Annotated in this window: 17 protein-coding genes, 1 tRNA gene and 1 riboswitch; of the genes, 13 read left to right on the top strand and 5 right to left on the bottom strand. The window is 61.6% G+C overall.

All coding sequences use genetic code 11. The annotated features are described in order from the left end of the window. Positions 1-41 precede the first annotated feature (41 nt). Genes GTW23_RS14625 through GTW23_RS14610 form a run of 4 tightly spaced genes read left to right on the top strand, consistent with a single transcriptional unit; the run spans position 42 to position 5,341 of the window. Positions 42-1,214 (top strand): acyl-CoA dehydrogenase family protein, encoded by a 1,173-nt coding sequence (locus GTW23_RS14625; RefSeq protein WP_252916265.1) that lies wholly within the window; start codon positions 42-44, stop codon positions 1,212-1,214. A gap of 4 nt (positions 1,215-1,218) precedes the next feature. Continuing rightward, entirely contained in the window at positions 1,219-1,872 is a 654-nt protein-coding gene (locus tag GTW23_RS14620) for a glutathione S-transferase family protein (RefSeq protein WP_252916264.1), read from the top strand. A 30-nt stretch (positions 1,873-1,902) separates the two neighbouring features. After that, a complete protein-coding gene (locus tag GTW23_RS14615; RefSeq protein ID WP_252916263.1) occupies positions 1,903-3,111 on the top strand; it encodes an acetyl-CoA C-acetyltransferase in 1,209 nt (402 codons plus the stop codon). A gap of 16 nt (positions 3,112-3,127) precedes the next feature. Continuing rightward, positions 3,128-5,341 (top strand): 3-hydroxyacyl-CoA dehydrogenase NAD-binding domain-containing protein, encoded by a 2,214-nt coding sequence (locus GTW23_RS14610; RefSeq protein ID WP_252916262.1) that lies wholly within the window; start codon positions 3,128-3,130, stop codon positions 5,339-5,341. 55 nt (positions 5,342-5,396) lie between these two features. Here GTW23_RS14610 and GTW23_RS14605 read toward each other — a convergent pair whose 3' ends face one another. Further along, the gene (locus GTW23_RS14605) at positions 5,397-6,206 is read right to left on the bottom strand and encodes a class I SAM-dependent methyltransferase (protein ID WP_252916261.1); all 810 of its coding nucleotides are present in this window, start codon (positions 6,204-6,206) and stop codon (positions 5,397-5,399) included. A gap of 204 nt (positions 6,207-6,410) precedes the next feature. Here GTW23_RS14605 and GTW23_RS14600 point away from each other — a divergent pair, with 204 nt between their 5' ends. The 4 genes from GTW23_RS14600 to GTW23_RS14585 all read left to right on the top strand — a co-directional run bounded on the left by GTW23_RS14600 (position 6,411) and on the right by GTW23_RS14585 (position 9,387). Continuing rightward, positions 6,411-7,028 carry a 2-hydroxychromene-2-carboxylate isomerase gene (locus tag GTW23_RS14600; protein ID WP_152010269.1) on the top strand — a complete coding sequence of 206 codons (618 nt, stop codon included), beginning with the start codon at positions 6,411-6,413 and terminating at the stop codon, positions 7,026-7,028. 151 nt (positions 7,029-7,179) lie between these two features. After that, the gene (locus tag GTW23_RS14595) at positions 7,180-7,851 is read left to right on the top strand and encodes a S24 family peptidase (RefSeq protein WP_252916260.1); all 672 of its coding nucleotides are present in this window, start codon (positions 7,180-7,182) and stop codon (positions 7,849-7,851) included. 159 nt (positions 7,852-8,010) lie between these two features. After that, positions 8,011-8,424, top strand: a complete 414-nt coding sequence (locus tag GTW23_RS14590) for a tellurite resistance TerB family protein (RefSeq protein ID WP_152010271.1) — start codon at positions 8,011-8,013, stop codon at positions 8,422-8,424. Positions 8,425-8,541: 117 nt separating this feature from the next. Then, complete coding sequence (locus tag GTW23_RS14585; protein WP_252916259.1) at positions 8,542-9,387, top strand: sterol desaturase family protein; 846 nt, start codon at positions 8,542-8,544, stop codon at positions 9,385-9,387. Here the strand turns inward: GTW23_RS14585 and GTW23_RS14580 are convergent. Further along, positions 9,381-10,205, bottom strand: coding sequence for a transporter substrate-binding domain-containing protein (locus tag GTW23_RS14580; protein ID WP_252916258.1), 825 nt, complete (start codon positions 10,203-10,205; stop codon positions 9,381-9,383). The two genes, GTW23_RS14585 and GTW23_RS14580, sit on opposite strands and share 7 nt — an antisense overlap. A gap of 100 nt (positions 10,206-10,305) precedes the next feature. Between GTW23_RS14580 and GTW23_RS14575 the strand changes: the two genes are divergently transcribed. After that, on the top strand, positions 10,306-12,330 hold the full coding sequence (locus tag GTW23_RS14575) for a glycosyltransferase family 2 protein (RefSeq protein ID WP_252916257.1): 2,025 nt from the start codon (positions 10,306-10,308) through the stop codon (positions 12,328-12,330). On the opposite strand, the gene GTW23_RS14570 is transcribed toward GTW23_RS14575, so the two are convergent. After that, positions 12,296-12,369: transfer RNA gene (locus tag GTW23_RS14570), tRNA-Gly, on the bottom strand. The genes GTW23_RS14575 and GTW23_RS14570 overlap by 35 nt on opposite strands. 125 nt (positions 12,370-12,494) lie before the next feature. Here GTW23_RS14570 and GTW23_RS14565 point away from each other — a divergent pair. Further along, positions 12,495-13,298 carry an ion transporter gene (locus GTW23_RS14565; RefSeq protein ID WP_152010275.1) on the top strand — a complete coding sequence of 268 codons (804 nt, stop codon included), beginning with the start codon at positions 12,495-12,497 and terminating at the stop codon, positions 13,296-13,298. A 30-nt stretch (positions 13,299-13,328) separates the two neighbouring features. Here GTW23_RS14565 and GTW23_RS14560 read toward each other — a convergent pair whose 3' ends face one another. Beyond that, entirely contained in the window at positions 13,329-14,417 is a 1,089-nt protein-coding gene (locus GTW23_RS14560) for a 2'-deoxycytidine 5'-triphosphate deaminase (protein WP_252916256.1), read from the bottom strand. A gap of 80 nt (positions 14,418-14,497) precedes the next feature. Further along, positions 14,498-14,576, top strand: a riboswitch (SAM riboswitch). Positions 14,577-14,622: 46 nt separating this feature from the next. On the opposite strand from GTW23_RS14560, the gene GTW23_RS14555 reads away from it, so the two are divergent. Then, entirely contained in the window at positions 14,623-15,807 is a 1,185-nt protein-coding gene (locus GTW23_RS14555) for an O-succinylhomoserine sulfhydrylase (protein ID WP_152010277.1), read from the top strand. Here the strand turns inward: GTW23_RS14555 and GTW23_RS14550 are convergent. Beyond that, a complete protein-coding gene (locus GTW23_RS14550) occupies positions 15,796-16,419 on the bottom strand; it encodes a CDP-alcohol phosphatidyltransferase family protein (protein ID WP_152010278.1) in 624 nt (207 codons plus the stop codon). The two genes, GTW23_RS14555 and GTW23_RS14550, sit on opposite strands and share 12 nt — an antisense overlap. Before the next feature lie 180 nt (positions 16,420-16,599). Between GTW23_RS14550 and apaG the strand changes: the two genes are divergently transcribed. Continuing rightward, positions 16,600-16,992, top strand: coding sequence for a Co2+/Mg2+ efflux protein ApaG (apaG, locus tag GTW23_RS14545; RefSeq protein ID WP_152010279.1), 393 nt, complete (start codon positions 16,600-16,602; stop codon positions 16,990-16,992). Then, complete coding sequence (locus GTW23_RS14540) at positions 16,989-18,446, top strand: TrkH family potassium uptake protein (RefSeq protein WP_244615249.1); 1,458 nt, start codon at positions 16,989-16,991, stop codon at positions 18,444-18,446. Before apaG ends, GTW23_RS14540 begins: the two co-directional genes overlap by 4 nt.

Genomic DNA, 18,446 nt, shown 5'->3' with positions numbered 1-18,446 from the left:
GGCGGGCGCCCTGCGCCCGCCGGGAATTCTGGGAGGAAGACATGGCGACATTGCCATCGGAAGTGCTTGGCGTACCCCGTCCGGACTGGATGGAAGACGACGTTGCCATGCTCGAGGACATGGCCAGCCGCTGGCTGGAAGCGGAAGTGGTTCCGCATTACGACCGTTATGAGAAACAGGAAATGGTCGATCGCAGCGCCTGGGAAGGCGCAGGCGCGGCCGGCCTGCTCTGCGCTTCCATGCCGGAAGAGTACGGCGGCTCGGGCGGCACCTACGCCCACGAGGCGGCCATTATCGAAGCGCTGGGGCGCACGGGAACCGACGGCTTCGGCATAGCGCTGCACAATGCCATCGTCGCGCCCTACATCCTGCATTTCGGCTCGGAAGAGCAAAAACAGAAATGGCTGCCGAAGATGGCGTCCGGCGAGATGATCGGCGCCATCGCCATGACCGAACCTGGTGCCGGCTCGGACCTGCAGGGCATCAAGACGACAGCCAAGAAGGATGGCAATCACTACGTCATCAACGGCTCGAAGACCTTCATCACCAATGGCCAGCATGCCAATTTGATCATCGTCGTGTCCAAGACCGATCCGACCAAGGGCGCCAAAGGCACCTCTCTGATGGTGGTCGAGACCGACGAGGTCGAGGGGTTCCGGCGCGGCCGCAATCTCGACAAGGTGGGGCTCAAGAGCAATGACACGTCGGAGCTGTTCTTCGACGATGTCCGCATTCCCACCGCCAACATGCTCGGAACCGAGGAAGGCCAGGGCTTTGCCCAGCTGATGACGGAACTGCCGCAGGAACGGCTGCTGATCGCCAACCAGGCGATCTCGATGATCGAACGGGCGCTGGCAATCACCATAGACTATGTCAAGGAACGCAAGGCCTTCGGCAAGGCGGTGATCGAGTTCCAGAACACCCAGTTCAAGCTGGCGGAGCTGAAATCCGAAGCCACGATGGCGCGGGTGTTCGTCAATCACTGCGTCGGCGAGCACCTCAAGGGGCAGCTCAGCTCGACCACCGCCTCGATGGCGAAATACCTGACCACGGACCTGCAGTGCAAGGTGGCGGACGAGTGCGTTCAGCTGCATGGCGGCTACGGCTACATGAACGAGTATCCGGTGGCCCGGATGTTCCGCGACGCGCGGGTGCAGCGGATCTATGGCGGCACCAACGAGATCATGAAACTGCTGATCGCAAGGAGCCTGTGAGCCAATGACCGAATTCACGCTTGATTGCTTCCTGGAAAGCGGCAACGCCTACAAGGTGGCGCTGATGCTCGAACTCAGCGGTGCCGACTGGGCGCCGCGGCGGGTAGCGTTTTTCTCCGGGCAGACACGGTCGCCCGAATTCCGCAGCATGAACGTCATGGGCGAGGTGCCGGTTCTCACCCATCACACCCCTCACGGCGACGTGGTGCTGAGCCAGTCCGGCGCCATCCTCGACTACCTGTCACGCGAAATCGACCGTTTCGGACCCGCGAACGAGGACGAACGCCGGGAAATCCTGCGCTGGCTGTTGTGGGACAATCACAAGCTGACCAGCTATGTGGCGACCTACCGGTTCATGAGCCTGTTTCAGAAAAAATCCGACGATCCGGTGACACAGTTCTTCCACGCCCGGGCCGTAGGTGCCTGGAAGGTGCTCGATGCGCATCTCAAAGGACGCGATTTCATCGTTTCGGGCCATCCGACGATCGCTGACCTTTCGATCTGCGGCTACCTGTTCTGGCCCGACCAGATCGGCATGGATCTGACCACCTATCCCAACATTGCCGCCTGGCTGGACCGGATCGCCGCCCTGCCCGGATACAAGAGACCCGAAGACCTGATGCCGAGCGGGAAGGATCCCGCCACGGCTACCGCCTGACCCGAACACCAAACCCTGGAGATCACCGCAATGGTTGATGTATTTGTCTATGATCACGTCCGCACCCCGCGGGGCCGCGGCAAGAAGGACGGAAGCCTGCACGAAGTGCCATCGGTGCGGCTTGCCTCGCACATGCTCGAAGCTCTGCGCGACCGCAACGGTCTCGACACCAAGAAGGTCGACGACATCGTCATGGGTTGCGTCGACGCGATCGGCGAAGCCGGCGGCGACATCGCCCGCGCTGCAACCTTCGAAGCCGGTTACGCCACAGAGGCGCCCGGGATCCAGATCAACCGTTTCTGCGCATCGGGCCTGGATGCGATCAATTTCGGCACCGCCAAGATCGCCCAGGGCGCGGACGACATCGTCATCGCCGGTGGCGTGGAATCGATGTCGCGCATCGGCATCGGCGCCCAGGGCGGCGCCTGGTTCATGGATCCTTCTGTCAATATCCCGGCCTACTTCATGCCGCAGGGGATTTCGGCCGATCTGATCGCCACCAAGTACGGCTTCACCCGCGATGACGTCGACGCCTATGCGATGGAAAGCCAGAAGCGTGCGGCGAATGCCTGGGAGAAGGGCTACTTCAAGAAGTCCGTGGTTCCGGTCAAGGACATCAACGGCCTGACCATTCTCGATCGCGACGAACACATGCGCCCGGGCACCGACATGCAGGCGCTGGCCAGCCTCAATGCCTCCTTCGGCATGATGGCGGAGATGGGCGGCTTCGGCTCTGTCGCCATTCAGGCGCATCCTGAAATCGAAAACATCAACCATGTCCACCATGCCGGCAACTCGTCGGGCATCGTCGACGGCGCCGGCCTGGTGCTGCTCGGCTCGAAGCGCGGCGGCAAGACCATGGGTCTCGAGCCGCGTGCCCGGATCAAGGCCTTCGCCAATATCGGTTCGGATCCGGCGCTGATGCTGACCGGTCCGGTCGATGTCACCGAGAAGCTGCTCAAGCGCGCCAAGATGAAGATCGAGGATATCGACCTGTTCGAGCTCAACGAGGCTTTCGCCTCTGTGGTGTTGCGCTTCCAGCAGGCCTTCGACATTCCGTCCGACAAGATCAACGTCAATGGCGGTGCCATTGCCATGGGCCATCCGCTGGGCGCCACCGGCGCGATGATCCTCGGCACCGTGCTCGACGAACTCGAGCGCCGCGATCTCAACACCGCCCTTGTCACGCTGTGCATCGGCGCGGGCATGGGCACCGCGACGATCATCGAACGCGTCTGATACCCGGAGAACAATCATGAGCAATGAAATTTACACCGTAGACGTCGACGGCGACGGCATCGCGCTCGTCACCTGGGACATGGCCGACCGTTCGATGAACGTGTTCACGCAGGCAGCCCTCGAGCAACTCGACGCGCTGGTCGACCGCTTCGTCGCCGATGACGCGGTCAAGGGCGTCGTGTTTACCTCCGGCAAGTCGACCTTTTCGGGCGGCGCCGACCTGACCATGATGAAGACCATGCTGGCCGGCATGGCGGAAGAAAAGCGCAACAACCCGGAAAAAGCCCAGCAGATGCTGTTTGATCAGGTCGGCAAGATGAGCTGGCTCTACCGCAAGATCGAAACCTGCGGCAAGCCGTGGGTCTCGGCGATCAACGGTGTGTGCATGGGCGGCGCATTCGAATTGTCGCTGGCCTGCCATGGTCGTGTGGTGGCGGATTCGCCTTCGGTGAAAATGGCCCTGCCTGAAGTCAAGGTCGGCATCTTTCCGGGCGCCGGCGGCACCCAGCGTGTTCCACGCCTGACCAATGCCCAGGACGCGCTGCAGATGATGACCACCGGACAGTCGCTGACGCCGGCGCGGGCCAAGGCGATGGGCCTGGTTCACGAGGTGGTTGAACCGAAGAAGCTGATTTCCGCCGCCAAGGCGATGATCAAGAACGGCCTGTCGCCGGTCGCCCCGTGGGACGTCAAGGGCTTCAAGCTGCCGGGCGGCCAGATCTGGTCGGCGCAAGGGGCACAGCTGTGGCCGGCGGCATCTGCCATCCTTCGCCGCGAGACCCAAGACAACTATCCTGCCGCGAAGGCCATCCTGCAGAGCGTCTTTGAAGGCCTGCAGGTCCCCATCGACACCGGCCTGAAGATCGAGCAGCGCTATTTCAGCTATATCCTGCAGACGCCGGAAGCTCAGTCGATGATCCGGTCTCTGTTCGTCTCGCTGCAGGAGATCAACAAGGGCGCGCGCCGCCCCGAGGGCATAAAGCCGACCAAGTTCCGCAAGATCGGCGTCGTCGGAGCCGGTTTCATGGGCGCGGGCATTGCCTACGTGACAGCCAAGGCCGGCATCCCTGTGGTGCTGATCGACCGCGACGACGCCGCTGCGCAGAAGGGCAAGGCCTACTCCGAGGACCTGGTCAAGAAGGGCGTCCAGAAGGGCAAGACCACAAAGGAAGAGGGCGAGAAGCTGCTGTCGCTGATCTCGACCTCGACCGATCACGCAGACCTCGCTGACGCCGATCTGGTAATCGAGGCCGTTTTCGAGGACCGCGACGTCAAGAAGGCGGTGACGGAATCGATCGAGGCGCAGATCCGTCCGACCACGGTCTATGCATCGAACACCTCGACACTGCCGATCACTGGGCTGGCAAAGAACTCGAAGCGTCCGAAGAACTTCATCGGCATCCACTTCTTCTCGCCGGTGGACAAGATGATGCTGGTCGAGATCATTCTCGGACGCAAGACTTCGGACAAGGCGCTTGCCGTGGCCCTCGACTATGTCGCCGCGATCAAGAAGACCCCGATCGTGGTCAACGACACACGCGGCTTCTTCGTCAACCGCTGCGTGCTGCGCTATATGAACGAGAGCTACAACATGCTTGCCGAAGGCGTGCCGCCGGCGATGATCGAGAACGCCGCGAAGATGGCCGGCATGCCGGTCGGGCCGCTGGCTCTCAATGACGAGGTCGCCATCGATCTTTCACTGAAGATCGTCCGCGCCACCATCGCCGATCTGGGCGAAAAGGCCGTCGACCCGCGCCATCTGGAGCTGGTCGAAACCATGGTCGAGAAGGAAGGCCGGCTGGGACGCAAGAACGGCAAGGGCTTTTACGATTACCCGGCAAAGCCCGCCAAGAAGCATCTGTGGCCGGGGCTGAAGACGCTCTACCCGCAGCAGGACCCTGCCAAGGTTGACGTCAAGGAACTGCAGAACCGCTACCTGGCGGCAATCGCGCTCGAAGCAGCACGGACCGTGGAAGAAGGTATCGTCACCGATCCGCGGGAAGCCGATCTCGGCACCATCCTCGGCTTCGGCTTCGCGCCCTACACGGGCGGTGCGCTGAGCTATATCGACACCATGGGCGCGAAAGCCTTTGTCGACATGTGCAAGGTGCTGGCGCGGAAATACGGCAAGCAGTTCAAGGCACCCAAGCTTCTGGTCGAGATGGCCGAGAAGGGCGAAACCTTCTACGGCCGGTTCAACCCCTACCGCGAGGACAAGGCAGCAGCGTAATCGCTACAATTCTGCAAGGATTACTCAAACGGGCCTTCGGGCCCGTTTTTCATTTTCAGGATTTTGCTGCCACCAGCGTGTAGCACAGCGGCAGTTGCGCCTCGTTGCCGAGATAGATGTCATAGGCAACCTCCCGATTGGAATGCGGATACTCCTTGAGCTCCACGATCTGCAGTCCCGCCTTGACGCACCCGGTGACGATGTCGCCCATGGTGTGGAAATGCCAATAGGAGGGCGGTGCCTTACCTGTTGCCGATCCGTCGTAGACGATTTCTTCCTCGGTGATGAACGGTTCGGTGCGGAAGTAGGAATAGCGCAGCGTGTGGGGATCGGCTGCATAGGGCTCGAACATGTCCAGCACGGGATGGGTTTCGTAAATGACCAAACGCCCGCCGGGAACCAGAAGCGAGGCTGCTACTTTCAGGAAGCGCGGAAGATCCGGCATCCAGTTAAGCAGGCCTATGGTGATCAGGGCCAGGTCGAACCGTCCTTCCAAGCCCTCGGGCAAGGCATAGACATCGGCACAGACAAAGCCGGCCCGGGCACCATACGGTGACACCGCCCGCAGCTCTTGGGCCTGGGAAATGAAGGCATCGGACTGGTCAATGCCGGTGGCATGGGTTGCGCCGAGAGCCAGCATCGACAGGGTTTCGCGGCCATTGTTGCAGCCGATCTGCACGACGCTGGCACCATCAACTCTGTTGGAGGCGAGCACGGCCGAAACAGTGGAATCAAGCGTGGAGAAGGATGGGTCGGCGAAGCCCGAGAGCTGCCGCTGCCATTCCTCGCTCTGCCTGTGGCGAGGCGCCGATGCATTCCAGGCCAACCTGTTGGCTTGGGTAAACTCCTCCGTGTCTCTCGTCATCCGCGAAACCTCCTGCTCTAAACTCGTGCCGATACCCGCAGCGCAGCATCAGTCCCGTCAACCGCATCCCCGATGCAACGCGCGCCTTCAAGATAGCCAGAATATTAACCGGGGCAAAAGCATGATGCGGAATGAAGTTTGCCAAGGGAGCCTTGCCGGAACACCGCGCTTTCGGCACTGTCGGCAAAAAGGGAGGTCTGTCCAATGCCGGTGATCGATTACTATTTCTACTGCGCCTCGCCGTTTACCTATCTCGGCCACAACCTGATCTGCGAGGTGGCGGAGCGGCACAAGGCCACGCTGAACTACAAGCCGGTGAACCTCGCCGCCCTGTGGGATGTATCAGGCGCAGTGCCTCCCGGCCAACGGCCGCCGGTCCGGCAACGGCTGCGGCTGATCGAGCTGCAGCGGCTTGCCGAATGGCGCGGCCTTCCGATCAAGACCACGCCGTTGCACTGGCCGGTGGACGCGGCACTTGCCGACAAGATCATCATTGCGCTGGTGGAAGCCGGCCATGACCCGCGCTATTTCATGGGCAAGGTTCTCTCCGGCTGCTGGGCCAATGACGACAATATCGCCGATGAAGCCGTGCTGACTTCCTACCTGTCGCAGGTCGGTCTGGATGCCAAGCCGGCGATCATGGATGCCAAGACCGACGAAATTGCCATTATTCGCGAGCGCAATTCGCGCGACGCAATCGCCGCCGACGCCGTCGGCGTGCCCACCTACGTCCTCAATGGCGAACCGTTCTGGGGTCAGGACCGGATTGAACTTCTCGATCAGGCGCTGACCACCGGGCGCAGCCCGATCCGGCCTCACTGAAGGTTCAGACAAGCTGTCCGGACCGCGATCAGGAGGGAGGATATTTTTCCTAACCGGGTTTACTCCTCGGCTTCCGATCATGTAGAAAGGTAATGTACGGGTCTGTTTCAGCGGGTCCGGCTCTTGTTCTGAACAGCGGGAACCTTGGACAATGCTCTCGCATGAACGCATCTGGTCGGCGCTCGATGCGCTGGCCGAACGCCACGGTCTGACGGCCTCGGGACTGGCCCGGCGCGCCGGACTGGACCCGACCGCATTCAACAAATCCAAGCGATGCGGAGCTGACGGCCGCGACCGCTGGCCCTCGACTGAATCGCTCGCCAAGGTTCTTGATGCCACCGGATCCTCGCTGGACGATTTCATGAGCCTGGTGCGGGGCGGGCAGACCACGCCCGAAAGCAGTTTTCCCGATGGTGCATTTCCGCCGCAGGCCGGTTCGATCCCGCTTCTGGGTTTCGCGCAGGCCGGCTCCGGCGGCTTTTTCGATGATGGCGGCTTCCCGGCCGGGCAGGGATGGGATGTGGTGGACTTCCCGGCGCAGCCGGCCGAAAGGCCCGGCGTCTATGCGCTGGAGGTGCAGGGTGACAGCATGTTGCCGCTTTACCGGGACGGCGACATCCTGATCGTCGAGCCGGGTGCACAGATCCGCCGCGGCGACCGGGTGGTGGTTCGCTCGCGCGAGGGCGAGGTGATGGCCAAGGTGCTCAACCGGCAGACACCAAAATCTGTTGAACTGATCTCACTCAACCCCGACCATCCCAATCGCAGCTTCGATGTCAGCGAGATCGACTGGATCGCCCGCATCATCTGGGCAAGCCAGTAAGCGCTTCATCACCCGTCGGAACCATGCAGCGTTCCGGAACAAGGCTGCCGGGACACAGATGAGCGGCAGGTGCGGCCTTTTACGGTTTTGTCGCCTTTCGGCTTGTGTGAAACGGCTGCGGCTCTTATCTATCGTGAAAATTCAGGAGACGAACTGCCAATGTCCGAACGTGTTACCACCCATGATGCGCTGATCTATCTGATGGTTACCATGTCCGCCGTCGACAAGGCCATGAACGATGCGGAACTGGCCCGGATCGGCCGACTGGTGACGTTCCTTCCGGTGTTTGACGGCTTTGATGCGGAGCGCCTCGTCGGCGTCACGCGGGCCGCAGCCGAACTGCTCAAGGGTCCTGAAGGCCTCGACATCGTGCTCGAGGTCGTCCGCGATGCGGTGCCTCCGAAACTTTACGACACCGCCTATGCGCTGGCCGTCGAGGTTGCCTCCGCCGACTACAATATCCAGCAGGAGGAAATCCGGCTGTTGCAGATGGTCCGCGACCGGCTTGGTCTCGACAAGCTGACCTGTGCCGCCATCGAACGAGGCGCGATCGCCCGCTTTCGCAGCGCCTGAGTGCGGCCCCTGCCGTGGCCCCCGCGCCGACGTGTCGCAGGCTTTCACCGGATCGTGTTTCGCCAGAAGCCGGAGGCTGTGGCATGAGGAGACCGTTACACGATACGGAGGCGCACAATGACGCTGTTCGGCCTGTCCGAGCCGGTGATCCGGATTCTGGCATTTTCCACGATTTTCATCGCGCTCGCTGCCATTGAACTGCTGGCACCGCGGCTTGAACGCAACGAGATGCGCGGGGCGCTTAAATCCCGCCGCTGGATGACCAACCTTGCCATGGTGGTGCTGTCCTCGGTGGCGCTCAGGGTCGTGTTTCCGCTCGCCGCAGTCGGCACCGCGCTTTGGGCGCAATCCAATGGTTTCGGCCTGTTTCCGCTTCTCGGTGTGCCGCTCTGGGCGGCGGGAATCATCGCCTTCGTCCTGCTCGATTTCGCGGTCTGGCTCGAGCATGTGGTCAGCCACAAATGGCCATTGCTGTGGCGCATCCACCGCATGCACCATGCCGATACCGGGTTCGACCTGACCACCGCGTTGCGATTTCATCCCCTTGAAATCGTGTTGTCGATGTTCTGGAAGGCGGCCGTCATCATAGCGCTCGGTGCGCCGCCCGTTGCGGTTCTGGTCTTCGAGATCATTCTCAATGGCGCGGCGATGTTCAATCACGCCAATATCCGGCTGCCCAAACCTGTCGACGCCGTGCTGCGGCTCCTGATCGTGACGCCGGACATGCACCGGATTCACCATTCGACCGATCCGCGCGAAACGGATTCGAACTATGGATTCAACCTGGCTATCTGGGACCGGCTGTTTTCAACCTACACGCAAACGCCACGGCGCGGCGACACCGGTATCGAGATCGGGCTGTCGGAGTGGCGCGACAGCCGCACCGCCGGTCTTGGCTGGGCGCTGGCCCTGCCGTTCCGGTTTCCACCCAGGCCAAGGCCGGATCGCCGCACCGGTCAGTAAAGCCCGTTGGGAAACCAGCGCAGGTAGAGTTCGGTGAAACGCCCGTTTCTGTTCAGGGCTGCAAGTGCGTGGTCGAAAGCCTTGGCGAGAGACGTGTTGCGCGGCCGTACCGCGATCGCCAGCCCCTCCCCCAGATGCGCCTGGGAAAAAAAGGGGCCGCCTAAGAACCGGCAACAATTCTCCGCCGAGCGGCTGGACAGCCAGAATGACAATTGCAGGCCGTCACCGAAGACGGCATCTATGTTGCCGGCCTTGAGCGCATCGAACATCCATTCCGTCCGGGTGAAGGTGACCGGCCTCGTTTCTGAGAACCAGTCGCGCAGCATCACCTCGTGTGCGGTGGATTCCAGCACCCCGACGCGCTGGCCGCCAAGCGCCACTGCGCTGTCCTCGCCAGAACTCGCCTCGCCTGCGAGCACGAACCGGGCCGGCAAGGCCAGGTAAGCGCGCGTGAAGCGGTATTTCGACCGGCTTTCCGCGGTGATCGCCAGGCCCGAAATCAGCGCTTCGGCCTGCCCCTTTTCCAATGCACCCTCAAGCTCACCCCAAGGCAAGGCCTGGATCTGGCAGCGCGGCAGCACATCCAGCTCCTCACATATTGCGCGCGCCAGATCGATGTGAAACCCGGCAAGATGGCCGGTCTGATCGAGAAAGCTGAAGGGCGGAAAATCAACCGTGGTGACGAAACGGATACGGCTGTAAGGCGCCAGATCCGGAAGCGGAACGCGCTCCCGCGGGTCCATGTAATTGGGAACGATCAGGCCGTCAGCGCTCGCGGCCGGGAAAACCGCGGCAAGAAAAACAACCAAAGCGCACATTATGCGGGAAATACCCCGCAATATTAGGGGTGCATTAATGCGCGTTTTCACTACCATAGATTTAGTATCCCACTCCAACAGCCTTGTATGTATCAGAGTCATGGCAGCAAGCAAAAGCTCAGATCATCCGGTTTCCGGCAAGGCCGGCGAGGACATGACCGCCGATGGGGTGATCGGCAACGGATACGATCCGGTACAGCCTGTCCGGTTGCATCCTACCCTGAGCGAGACGAGCCCCGAAGCCCGCTTCTTTCTGCAATGCGGCATTGGCAAACCTCACGTCAGAGCCGCCACAGAAGCCGCGCGCGCCAACGCAACCACCATAGAAAAGGAACTGATGGCGGAGGGCCTGATCGACCCCGATCTCTACTATCGCTGGCTGGCGTGTGAACTCGGTCTCCCGCATCTCGATGAGATAGATCCGGAAGAAGTTGTCCGGCTGCCGTCAATGGACGTGCTTTTGCACCGGGACGGACCGCTGAGGCTTTTGCGCGCCGGCGGACAAGTCACGGCAATCGTGCCCGAAGCACGGCAGATGGACGACTACCGGAGCCGCCTGCGCGACATGCCAGGGCTGCGCGACAGCCTTGCCATCGCCTCACCTGCCACCATCCGCAAAGCTGTCTGGCAGGCCGATGCAGCCGAACGGGTGAGGCGGATCACCTTCGAACTCGACCAGGACCGGCGTGACGCAAGTGCCCGTCGGGTCATGACCGGCTCACAGGGGTTTCTTCTGGGGCTGGCGGTCTATCTTTCCGCCACCTGTCTTGTGCTGTGGCCTTTCGCGGCCTTTACCGTGCTGCATATCGTCCTGACGCTGTTCTTCTCCGGTGGTATCTTGCTTAGGCTTTGCGCTCTCGTGATGTCCGCTTTCAGGCGGAACCGCACACACGCCTGCGAGCCGCCGTCCGGGACCCGGCTTCCGGTCTATACAGTGCTCATTGCCCTGCATGACGAAGCCGAGATGATCCCAGCCATCGTCTCACGGATCTCGGCGCTACGCTGGCCCAAGAGCCTGCTGGACGTGAAATATGTTTGCGAAATCGATGACACGGCAACGATATCGGCGCTGCAGGCGCAACAGCTCGGGCCGGAATGCGAAATCGTTCTCACTCCCGATTTCGGCCCGCGCACCAAGCCCAAGGCCCTGCAATATGCGTTGCAGGGAGCACGCGGGTCGCTGGTCGCGGTCTACGACGCGGAAGACAAACCAGCACCGGGACAGTTGCTTGAAGCCTGTGCGGCCTTTGCCGAGGGTGACGACCGGCTTGGGTGCGTACAGGCACCATTGGCAATTGCAAACCTTGGTACAAACTGGATTTCCGGACTGTTCGCACTCGAATACAGCGGCCTGTTTCGTGTGCTCATTCCCTTTCTGGCACGGGTGCGGATGCCGATCCCGCTTGGCGGGACATCAAATCATTTCAGGAGGGTTGCCCTCGAGGCTGCCGGCGGATGGGATCCGCACAATGTGACGGAGGACGCGGATCTCGGCCTCCGCCTCTATGCCCATGGCTACCGTACAGGGACGCTGAACAGCGCAACCGTCGAAATCGCCCCCTCCACACTCGAGGTTTGGACACGCCAGCGAACACGCTGGCTCAAGGGCTGGGCCCAGACCTGGCTGGTGGCCATGCGCCGGCCGGTGCACACTGTCAGGGCGCTTGGACCAGCCGGATTCGTGGTTTTCCAGCTTATGATCGCCGGCATGCTCGTCTCCGCGCTGGCGCACCCGCTGATGTTCGCCTTCATCGGATTGACGCTGGCCTGGCTGGCAAGCGGCATGGCTTCTCCAGTCTCGGACCTGCACCGCATCCTGATGTGGATCGACCTTATCAACATCGCCGGCAGCTACCTGGTGTTTGCCAGCATGGGATGGAGAGGTTTCACGCGGCACGAACGAACCCGGCTGAAGCGCCGATGGGTGCTGCTGACACCGCTCTACTGGCTGCTGATGTCGGTCGCCGGGTGGCGGGCATTGGGACAGCTCGTTTCCAATACGCATCTTTGGGAAAAGACCCCTCATCCCGCAGCGCCGGAATGGGCGGCCATGGCGGAAGCTGCGAACAACCTTGCGAAAAATCCGGGAATGGAGCGGGTGAAGGGAATCGAACCCTCGTCTTAAGCTTGGGAAGCTTCTGCTCTACCATTGAGCTACACCCGCCTGCGCCGGTGATCCTTGGCGGTGTTGAGCAGCCGTGTCAAGCAGGATCAATCCGCAAGGCGGCTTGACGCGCCGCGGGCGCCACCTCATATCAGTGGCGCTTCTTCAAACCCCAGAATTGCTTCATGGACCAGTTGAAAACCTTTTTGTCGTCGCGCCGCTTCGAGGCCTTCATCACCGCGCTGATCGTGATCAACGCGATCACGCTGGGCCTCGAGACCGTACCCGAAGTCATGCAACGCTTCGGTGTGGTGCTGACTGTGCTCGACCGGGTCATTCTCGGTGTTTTCGTGGTGGAGGTGTCGGCCCGACTTCTCGCCTGGCGGCTCGACTTCTTCCGCGACCCCTGGCGGATCTTCGACCTCCTGGTGGTCGGGGTGGCGCTGATCCCTGCGACCGGCAACCTTTCGGTGCTTCGCGCGCTTCGCATCCTGCGCGTACTGAGGATCATCAGCATGGTGCCGTCGCTCAAGCGGGTTGTGGGCGGACTGGTCAGCGCGTTGCCGGGCATGGGATCGATCATGCTGCTCTTGACGCTGGTGTTCTACGTGTTCTCGGTGATGGCGACGAAACTCTACGGCGACACGTTTCCGGACTGGTTCGGCTCGATTCCGGCTTCAGCCTATTCACTGTTTCAGGTGATGACGCTGGAAAGCTGGTCGATGGGGATTGTCCGTCCGGTGATGGAAGTGCATCCGATGGCCTGGACGTTCTTCATACCGTTCATCGCCTGCACCACGTTCACGGTACTCAACCTGTTCATCGGCATCATCGTGTCAGCCATGCAGGAGGAGCACGAAGCCGAGGCGACCGCAGACCGGGAAGCCATGGCATCCGACCAGAGCGCCATGCTGGAAGAACTCAAGGCAATCCGGAAAGAGCTTGCCGAGATGCGCGCCGCACAGGCTGGCGGCCAAGGGATAAGCTGACGGCTGGCCAGAAGCTGCCCTCACCGGAACTCAGCTGCGAAAATGTTTCGACAGTTTGAGGCCTTGAGCCTGGTAGTTCGATCCGGCCCCGGTGCCGTACAGAGCCGCGGGCCTCTCCAGCATCCGCTCGTAGATCAGCCGGCCGACGATCTGGCCATGCTCAAGAATGAACGGGACCTCGTGGCTGCGTACTTCGAGTACGGCACGGCTTCCTGCACCACCGGCCTCGCTGTGTCCGAACCCCGGATCGAAGAAACCGGCATAATGAACCCGGAACTCGCCGACCAGCGGATCGAACGGTGTCATCTCGGCGGCATAGAGCGGAGGAACGTGTACGGATTCACGGCTGACCAGAATGTAGAATTCATCCGGATCGAGGATAAGGTCGGCGGAACCGCGATTGTACAAGGGCTCCCAGAAATCGAAGACCTCCTGGGCGCCGCGCTTGTCGACATCGATAACCGCGGTGTGGTGCTTGCCGCGATAGCCGATCAGACCATCCTCGCCCTGCCCCATCAGATCGATCGACAGCGCGATGCCGCCTCCCGAGACATTCGGCGTTTCGGAGGCAACCAGAGTTTCGGTGCGGTGAAGAGCCGAAAGTTCATCCTCGTCCAGCACCGCGTGCCCCTGTCGAAAACGGATCTGCGACAGGCGCGAGCCGGTACGGGCGACAATCGGGAAGGTGCGCGGGCTGACCTCAAGCCACAGGGGGCCAGTGTAGCCGGGAGCGATCTTGTCGAACTCCTGGCCGTGATCGGTCATCACCCGGGTGAAAATATCGAGACGCCCGGTCGAGCTTTTCGGATTGGCGGAGGCGGATATCTCCTGCGGCAGATCCAGGCTTTCAAGCAACGGCACGATATAGACGCAGCCAGTCTCAAGCACAGCGCCTGCGGTCAGGTCGATCTCGTGCATGCTGAGACGGGCGAGCTTGTCCTCGACCCTTGCCGAGGGGCCTGGCAAAAAGCTGGCGCGAACCCGGTAGGCGCGGGCGCCGAGCCTCAGGTCAAGGCTGGCAGGCTGGATCTGGTCGGCATCGAGCGGTCGACCGGAGGCAAGCTTGCCGGCATCAAAGAGCGCCTTGATTGCGCGATCTGAGAGAATGCCCGCTGCCACGGTCCGTGCGCTCCGTTTTCCAAGATGTCTTGATGGCAAGGGGAAGCGATTGACGCAAGCGCGGGAAGCCCCTAAAAGCGAGGTTATCCCGTGGTGATTTGGCCGACCGGCTTGCAGCCACGTAAAACAAGTCGCTAAAAAGGTCGGGTTGCAAAACCGGCTCGCGACTTCGCAAGCCGGTTTTTTTGTGTGTTGGACAAAGATCATGACAAGCAACCGACAATTCCGCCCCGCCACCCAGCTCGTGCATGGCGGCACCAGCCGCTCCGGTTTTGGAGAAACATCCGAAGCAATCTTCCTGACGCAGGGCTTTGTCTATGACAGCGCCGAGGCAGCGGAAGCCCGCTTCAAGGGCGAGGATCCCGGTTTCGTCTATTCACGCTACGCAAACCCGACCAACGACATGTTCGAAAAGCGCATGTGCCTGATGGAGGGCGCAGAGGACGCACGGGCAACGGCGTCTGGAATGGCGGCAATTTCGGCGGCGCTGTTGTGCCAGCTGAGGGCCGGAGACCATGTGGTTTCCGCGCGCGCCCTGTTCGGTTCCTGCCGCTGGGTGGTGGAAACATTGCTGCCCAGATACGGCATCGAGTCCACCCTCGTCGACGGACGTGACCTTGCCAATTTCGAAACCGCGATCCGGCCCAACACCAAGGTGTTCTTTCTTGAAAGCCCGACCAATCCGACACTGGAAGTGGTCGACATTGCAGGCGTCGCCAAGCTCGCCAACCAGATCGGCGCCAAGCTGGTGGTCGACAATGTGTTTGCAACACCGCTGATGCAGAAACCGCTCGAACTGGGCGCGCATGTGGTGGCCTATTCCGCAACCAAGCATATCGACGGCCAGGGGCGCTGTCTGGGCGGCGTTGTGCTGTCGGACAAGGACTGGATTGACGAGCATCTTCACGACTATTTCCGTCACACCGGCCCGTCGCTGTCGCCGTTCAACGCCTGGACCCTGCTCAAGGGGCTTGAAACCCTGCCTCTGAGAGTGCGGCAGCAGACAGAGAACGCGGCACGGGTGGCCGATTTCCTGGCAGACCATCCGGCGATCGCGCGAGTGATCTATCCCGGTCGCGCCGACCATCCGCAGGCCGAGATCTGTGCCCGGCAGATGAAGGGCGGGTCAACACTGGTGGCGCTCGAGCTGAAGGGCGGCAAAGAGGCGGCATTCTCGATGCAGAACCGGCTCGAGGTGGTGAAGCTGTCCAACAATCTCGGCGACACCAAGAGCCTGATCACGCATCCGGCGACGACGACGCACAAGAACCTCTCGGAAGAGGCCCGCGACGAGCTGGGAATTGGCCCCGGGGTGCTGAGACTGTCGGCCGGGATCGAGGATGCCCAAGACCTGATCGAGGACTTCGATCGCGCGCTCTCAGGCCTTTGAGGCCGGGTCGGGAAACTCGGCGCGTGCCTGCATGATCCGCGACAGCGCTGTGTAGAGGCAGATTGCCGCAAAGACCCAGGCCACCGGCGCAAACCAGGCCGGCCAGAGGCAGAAGACTGCAAACACGATATAGGTCTCGCTGGCTTCGGCGAGACCGGTGGTGAAGTAGATCGATTTGACGCCCCGTGCCTCGGTGCTGAGCCCGCGTTTTTCCGCAACGATCGCATAGGCAAGAAAGCTGGCGCCGTTAACGTAAAACGAGAAGATCAGCGCCGCACCGGCCAGTGCGTTCGCGCCGGGATCGAGGACGACAAAAGCCAGGGGAACGGCTCCGTAGAAAACGAAATCCAGCGTGATGTCGAGATAGCCGCCGAAATCGGTCGTCCGGGAGGCGCGCGCCACCGATCCGTCCAGGCCGTCACACATCCGGCTGACAATGATCAGCGCCAGCGCGGCAATCATGTAATCCAGAGCGATCAATACCGCTGCGGCAAGGCCGATGACGCACGCGAAAATCGTCACGTGGTCGGCTTTCACACCACGCTGCGCCAGCCACACGCCTGCCCGGTCGAGGCCGGGCTGTATGATCTTGCGTGCGCTTCCGTCCATCATGAGCTGATCTCCCCGTTCGGCTCCGAGTGATAGCGCTGCGGCTGCGGCCCGTCACCTGCCGCGTCCGCACCGCTTCATCACAATCAAGTCAACGCAAAGCGTGAAACCAGCCGGTTTGTGGGCATCTGCATGCTTGACGCAAGCACCTCTGTGTAGAATGAGTGTCGCAAGGAGTGGCATATGTACCGTGCGCTAACACGCGAAATCGAAGTAACGGTGGAACCCTATTATCTCGAGGACCAGTCGGACCCCGAGGACGGACGCTATGTCTGGGGCTACCGTATTGTCATCATCAATCACTCCGACCAGATCGTGCAACTGCAAAGCCGCTACTGGAAGATCACCGACGAGAACGGCATTGTCGACGAGGTGCGCGGCCCCGGCGTTGTGGGCGAGCAACCGGTTCTCGGCCCCGGTGACACCTATGAGTATTCGTCGGGCTGTCCACTGGACACGCCATCGGGTGTCATGGTCGGCACCTACCAGATGCAATCGGCTGCGGGCGAGCTGTTCGACGTCGAGATCCCGGCCTTCTCGCTGGACCTGCCGGGAATGGCAAGAACGCTGAATTGACCGCTTTTTCCGAATTCCGCCCAGTCATGCTGGTGACCGGCCTGCTGGTGGCGACACTGGGCGTGGCCATGCTGCTGCCCGCTCTTGTCGACCTGGCGGCCGACAACAAGGACTGGATGATCTTTGCCAGTTCTGGCACGATGACGATGCTCGTCGGGCTCGGCCTGTTTGCCGCCAATCGCGGCATTCCGAAGGGTCTGTCGACTCGCCAGGCGATGCTGATGACCGTTGTCTCCTGGGTCGCACTGGTGGCGTTCGGCGCACTGCCATTTCACTGGTCGGGGGTCGTGCCGAGCTACACCGACGCGTTCTTCGAATCGATGTCGGGGCTGACCACCACCGGCGCCACGGTCATCACCGGCCTGGATGGCGCTCCGCCCGGCATCCTGTTCTGGCGCGGGCTGCTGCAATGGCTCGGCGGTCTGGGGATCATCGTCATGGCGATTGCCGTGCTGCCGATGCTGCAGATCGGCGGCATGCAGCTGTTCAAGGCCGAGGCCTTCGACACGGCGGAAAAGATCCTGCCCCGCGCCACCCAGATCTCGACCTCGATCACGCTTGTGTTCATCGCCATGACCGGGCTTTGCGCCGTGGCCTACATGGCCGTGGGCATGGCAGCCGATGACGCGGTGATCCATGCGATGACCACGGTGGCGACCGGGGGGTTCTCGACCAAGGATGCATCCATCGGATATTTCAACAATGCCGCCGTCGAATGGATCGCGGTGGTGTTCATGGTGCTCGGCTCGATTCCGTTCATTCTTTATGTGCAGATGCTGCAGGGACGTTTCCGTCCGTTTCTGGCCGATGACCAGGTGAAGGCCTTTGCCGGCTTTCTCGCCGTCGCGATTCTTGCAGGCTGGATGATGGCGCATTTCAGCGAGAACCATATCGGCCTCGAGGGCTTGCGGCATTCCGCCTTCAACGTGGTCTCAATCGCCACCGGCACCGGATACGCCTCCACAGACTACGGCCTCTGGGGCCCCCACGCGGTGACGTTCTTCTTCATCATCATGTTTGTCGGCGGTTGCGCCGGCTCCACCTCCTGCGGCATCAAGATCTTCCGGTTTCAGGTGCTGATCGAAGCTGTCCGGCAGCACGTCTCCCAGGTGATGTATCCGCATGGCGTGTTTCGCGCACGCTTCAACGGAAAGCCGATCCAGGACCGGGTCATCGCCTCGGTGATGAGCTTCTTCTTCCTGTTCATGACCTCGTTCGTGGTGCTGGCCATCCTGCTGCGGTTGAGCGGGCTCGACACCGTCACGGCCCTGTCGGGTGCAGGCACGGCGCTTTCGAATGTCGGGCCGGGCCTGGGCGAGATCATCGGCCCGTCCGGAAACTTCCAGTCGCTGAGCGACCTCCAGAAATGGCTGCTTGCGGCCGGGATGTTGCTTGGACGGCTTGAGCTGTTCACCGTGCTGGTGCTGTTCCTGCCGCGGTTCTGGCGGTCGTAA

Origin of the sequence: Parahoeflea alexandrii (assembly GCF_024105735.1) — a bacterium.
GTDB classification, from domain to species: Bacteria; Pseudomonadota; Alphaproteobacteria; order Rhizobiales; family Rhizobiaceae; genus Hoeflea; species Hoeflea alexandrii.
This window is presented reverse-complemented; position numbering and strand designations above follow the sequence as displayed.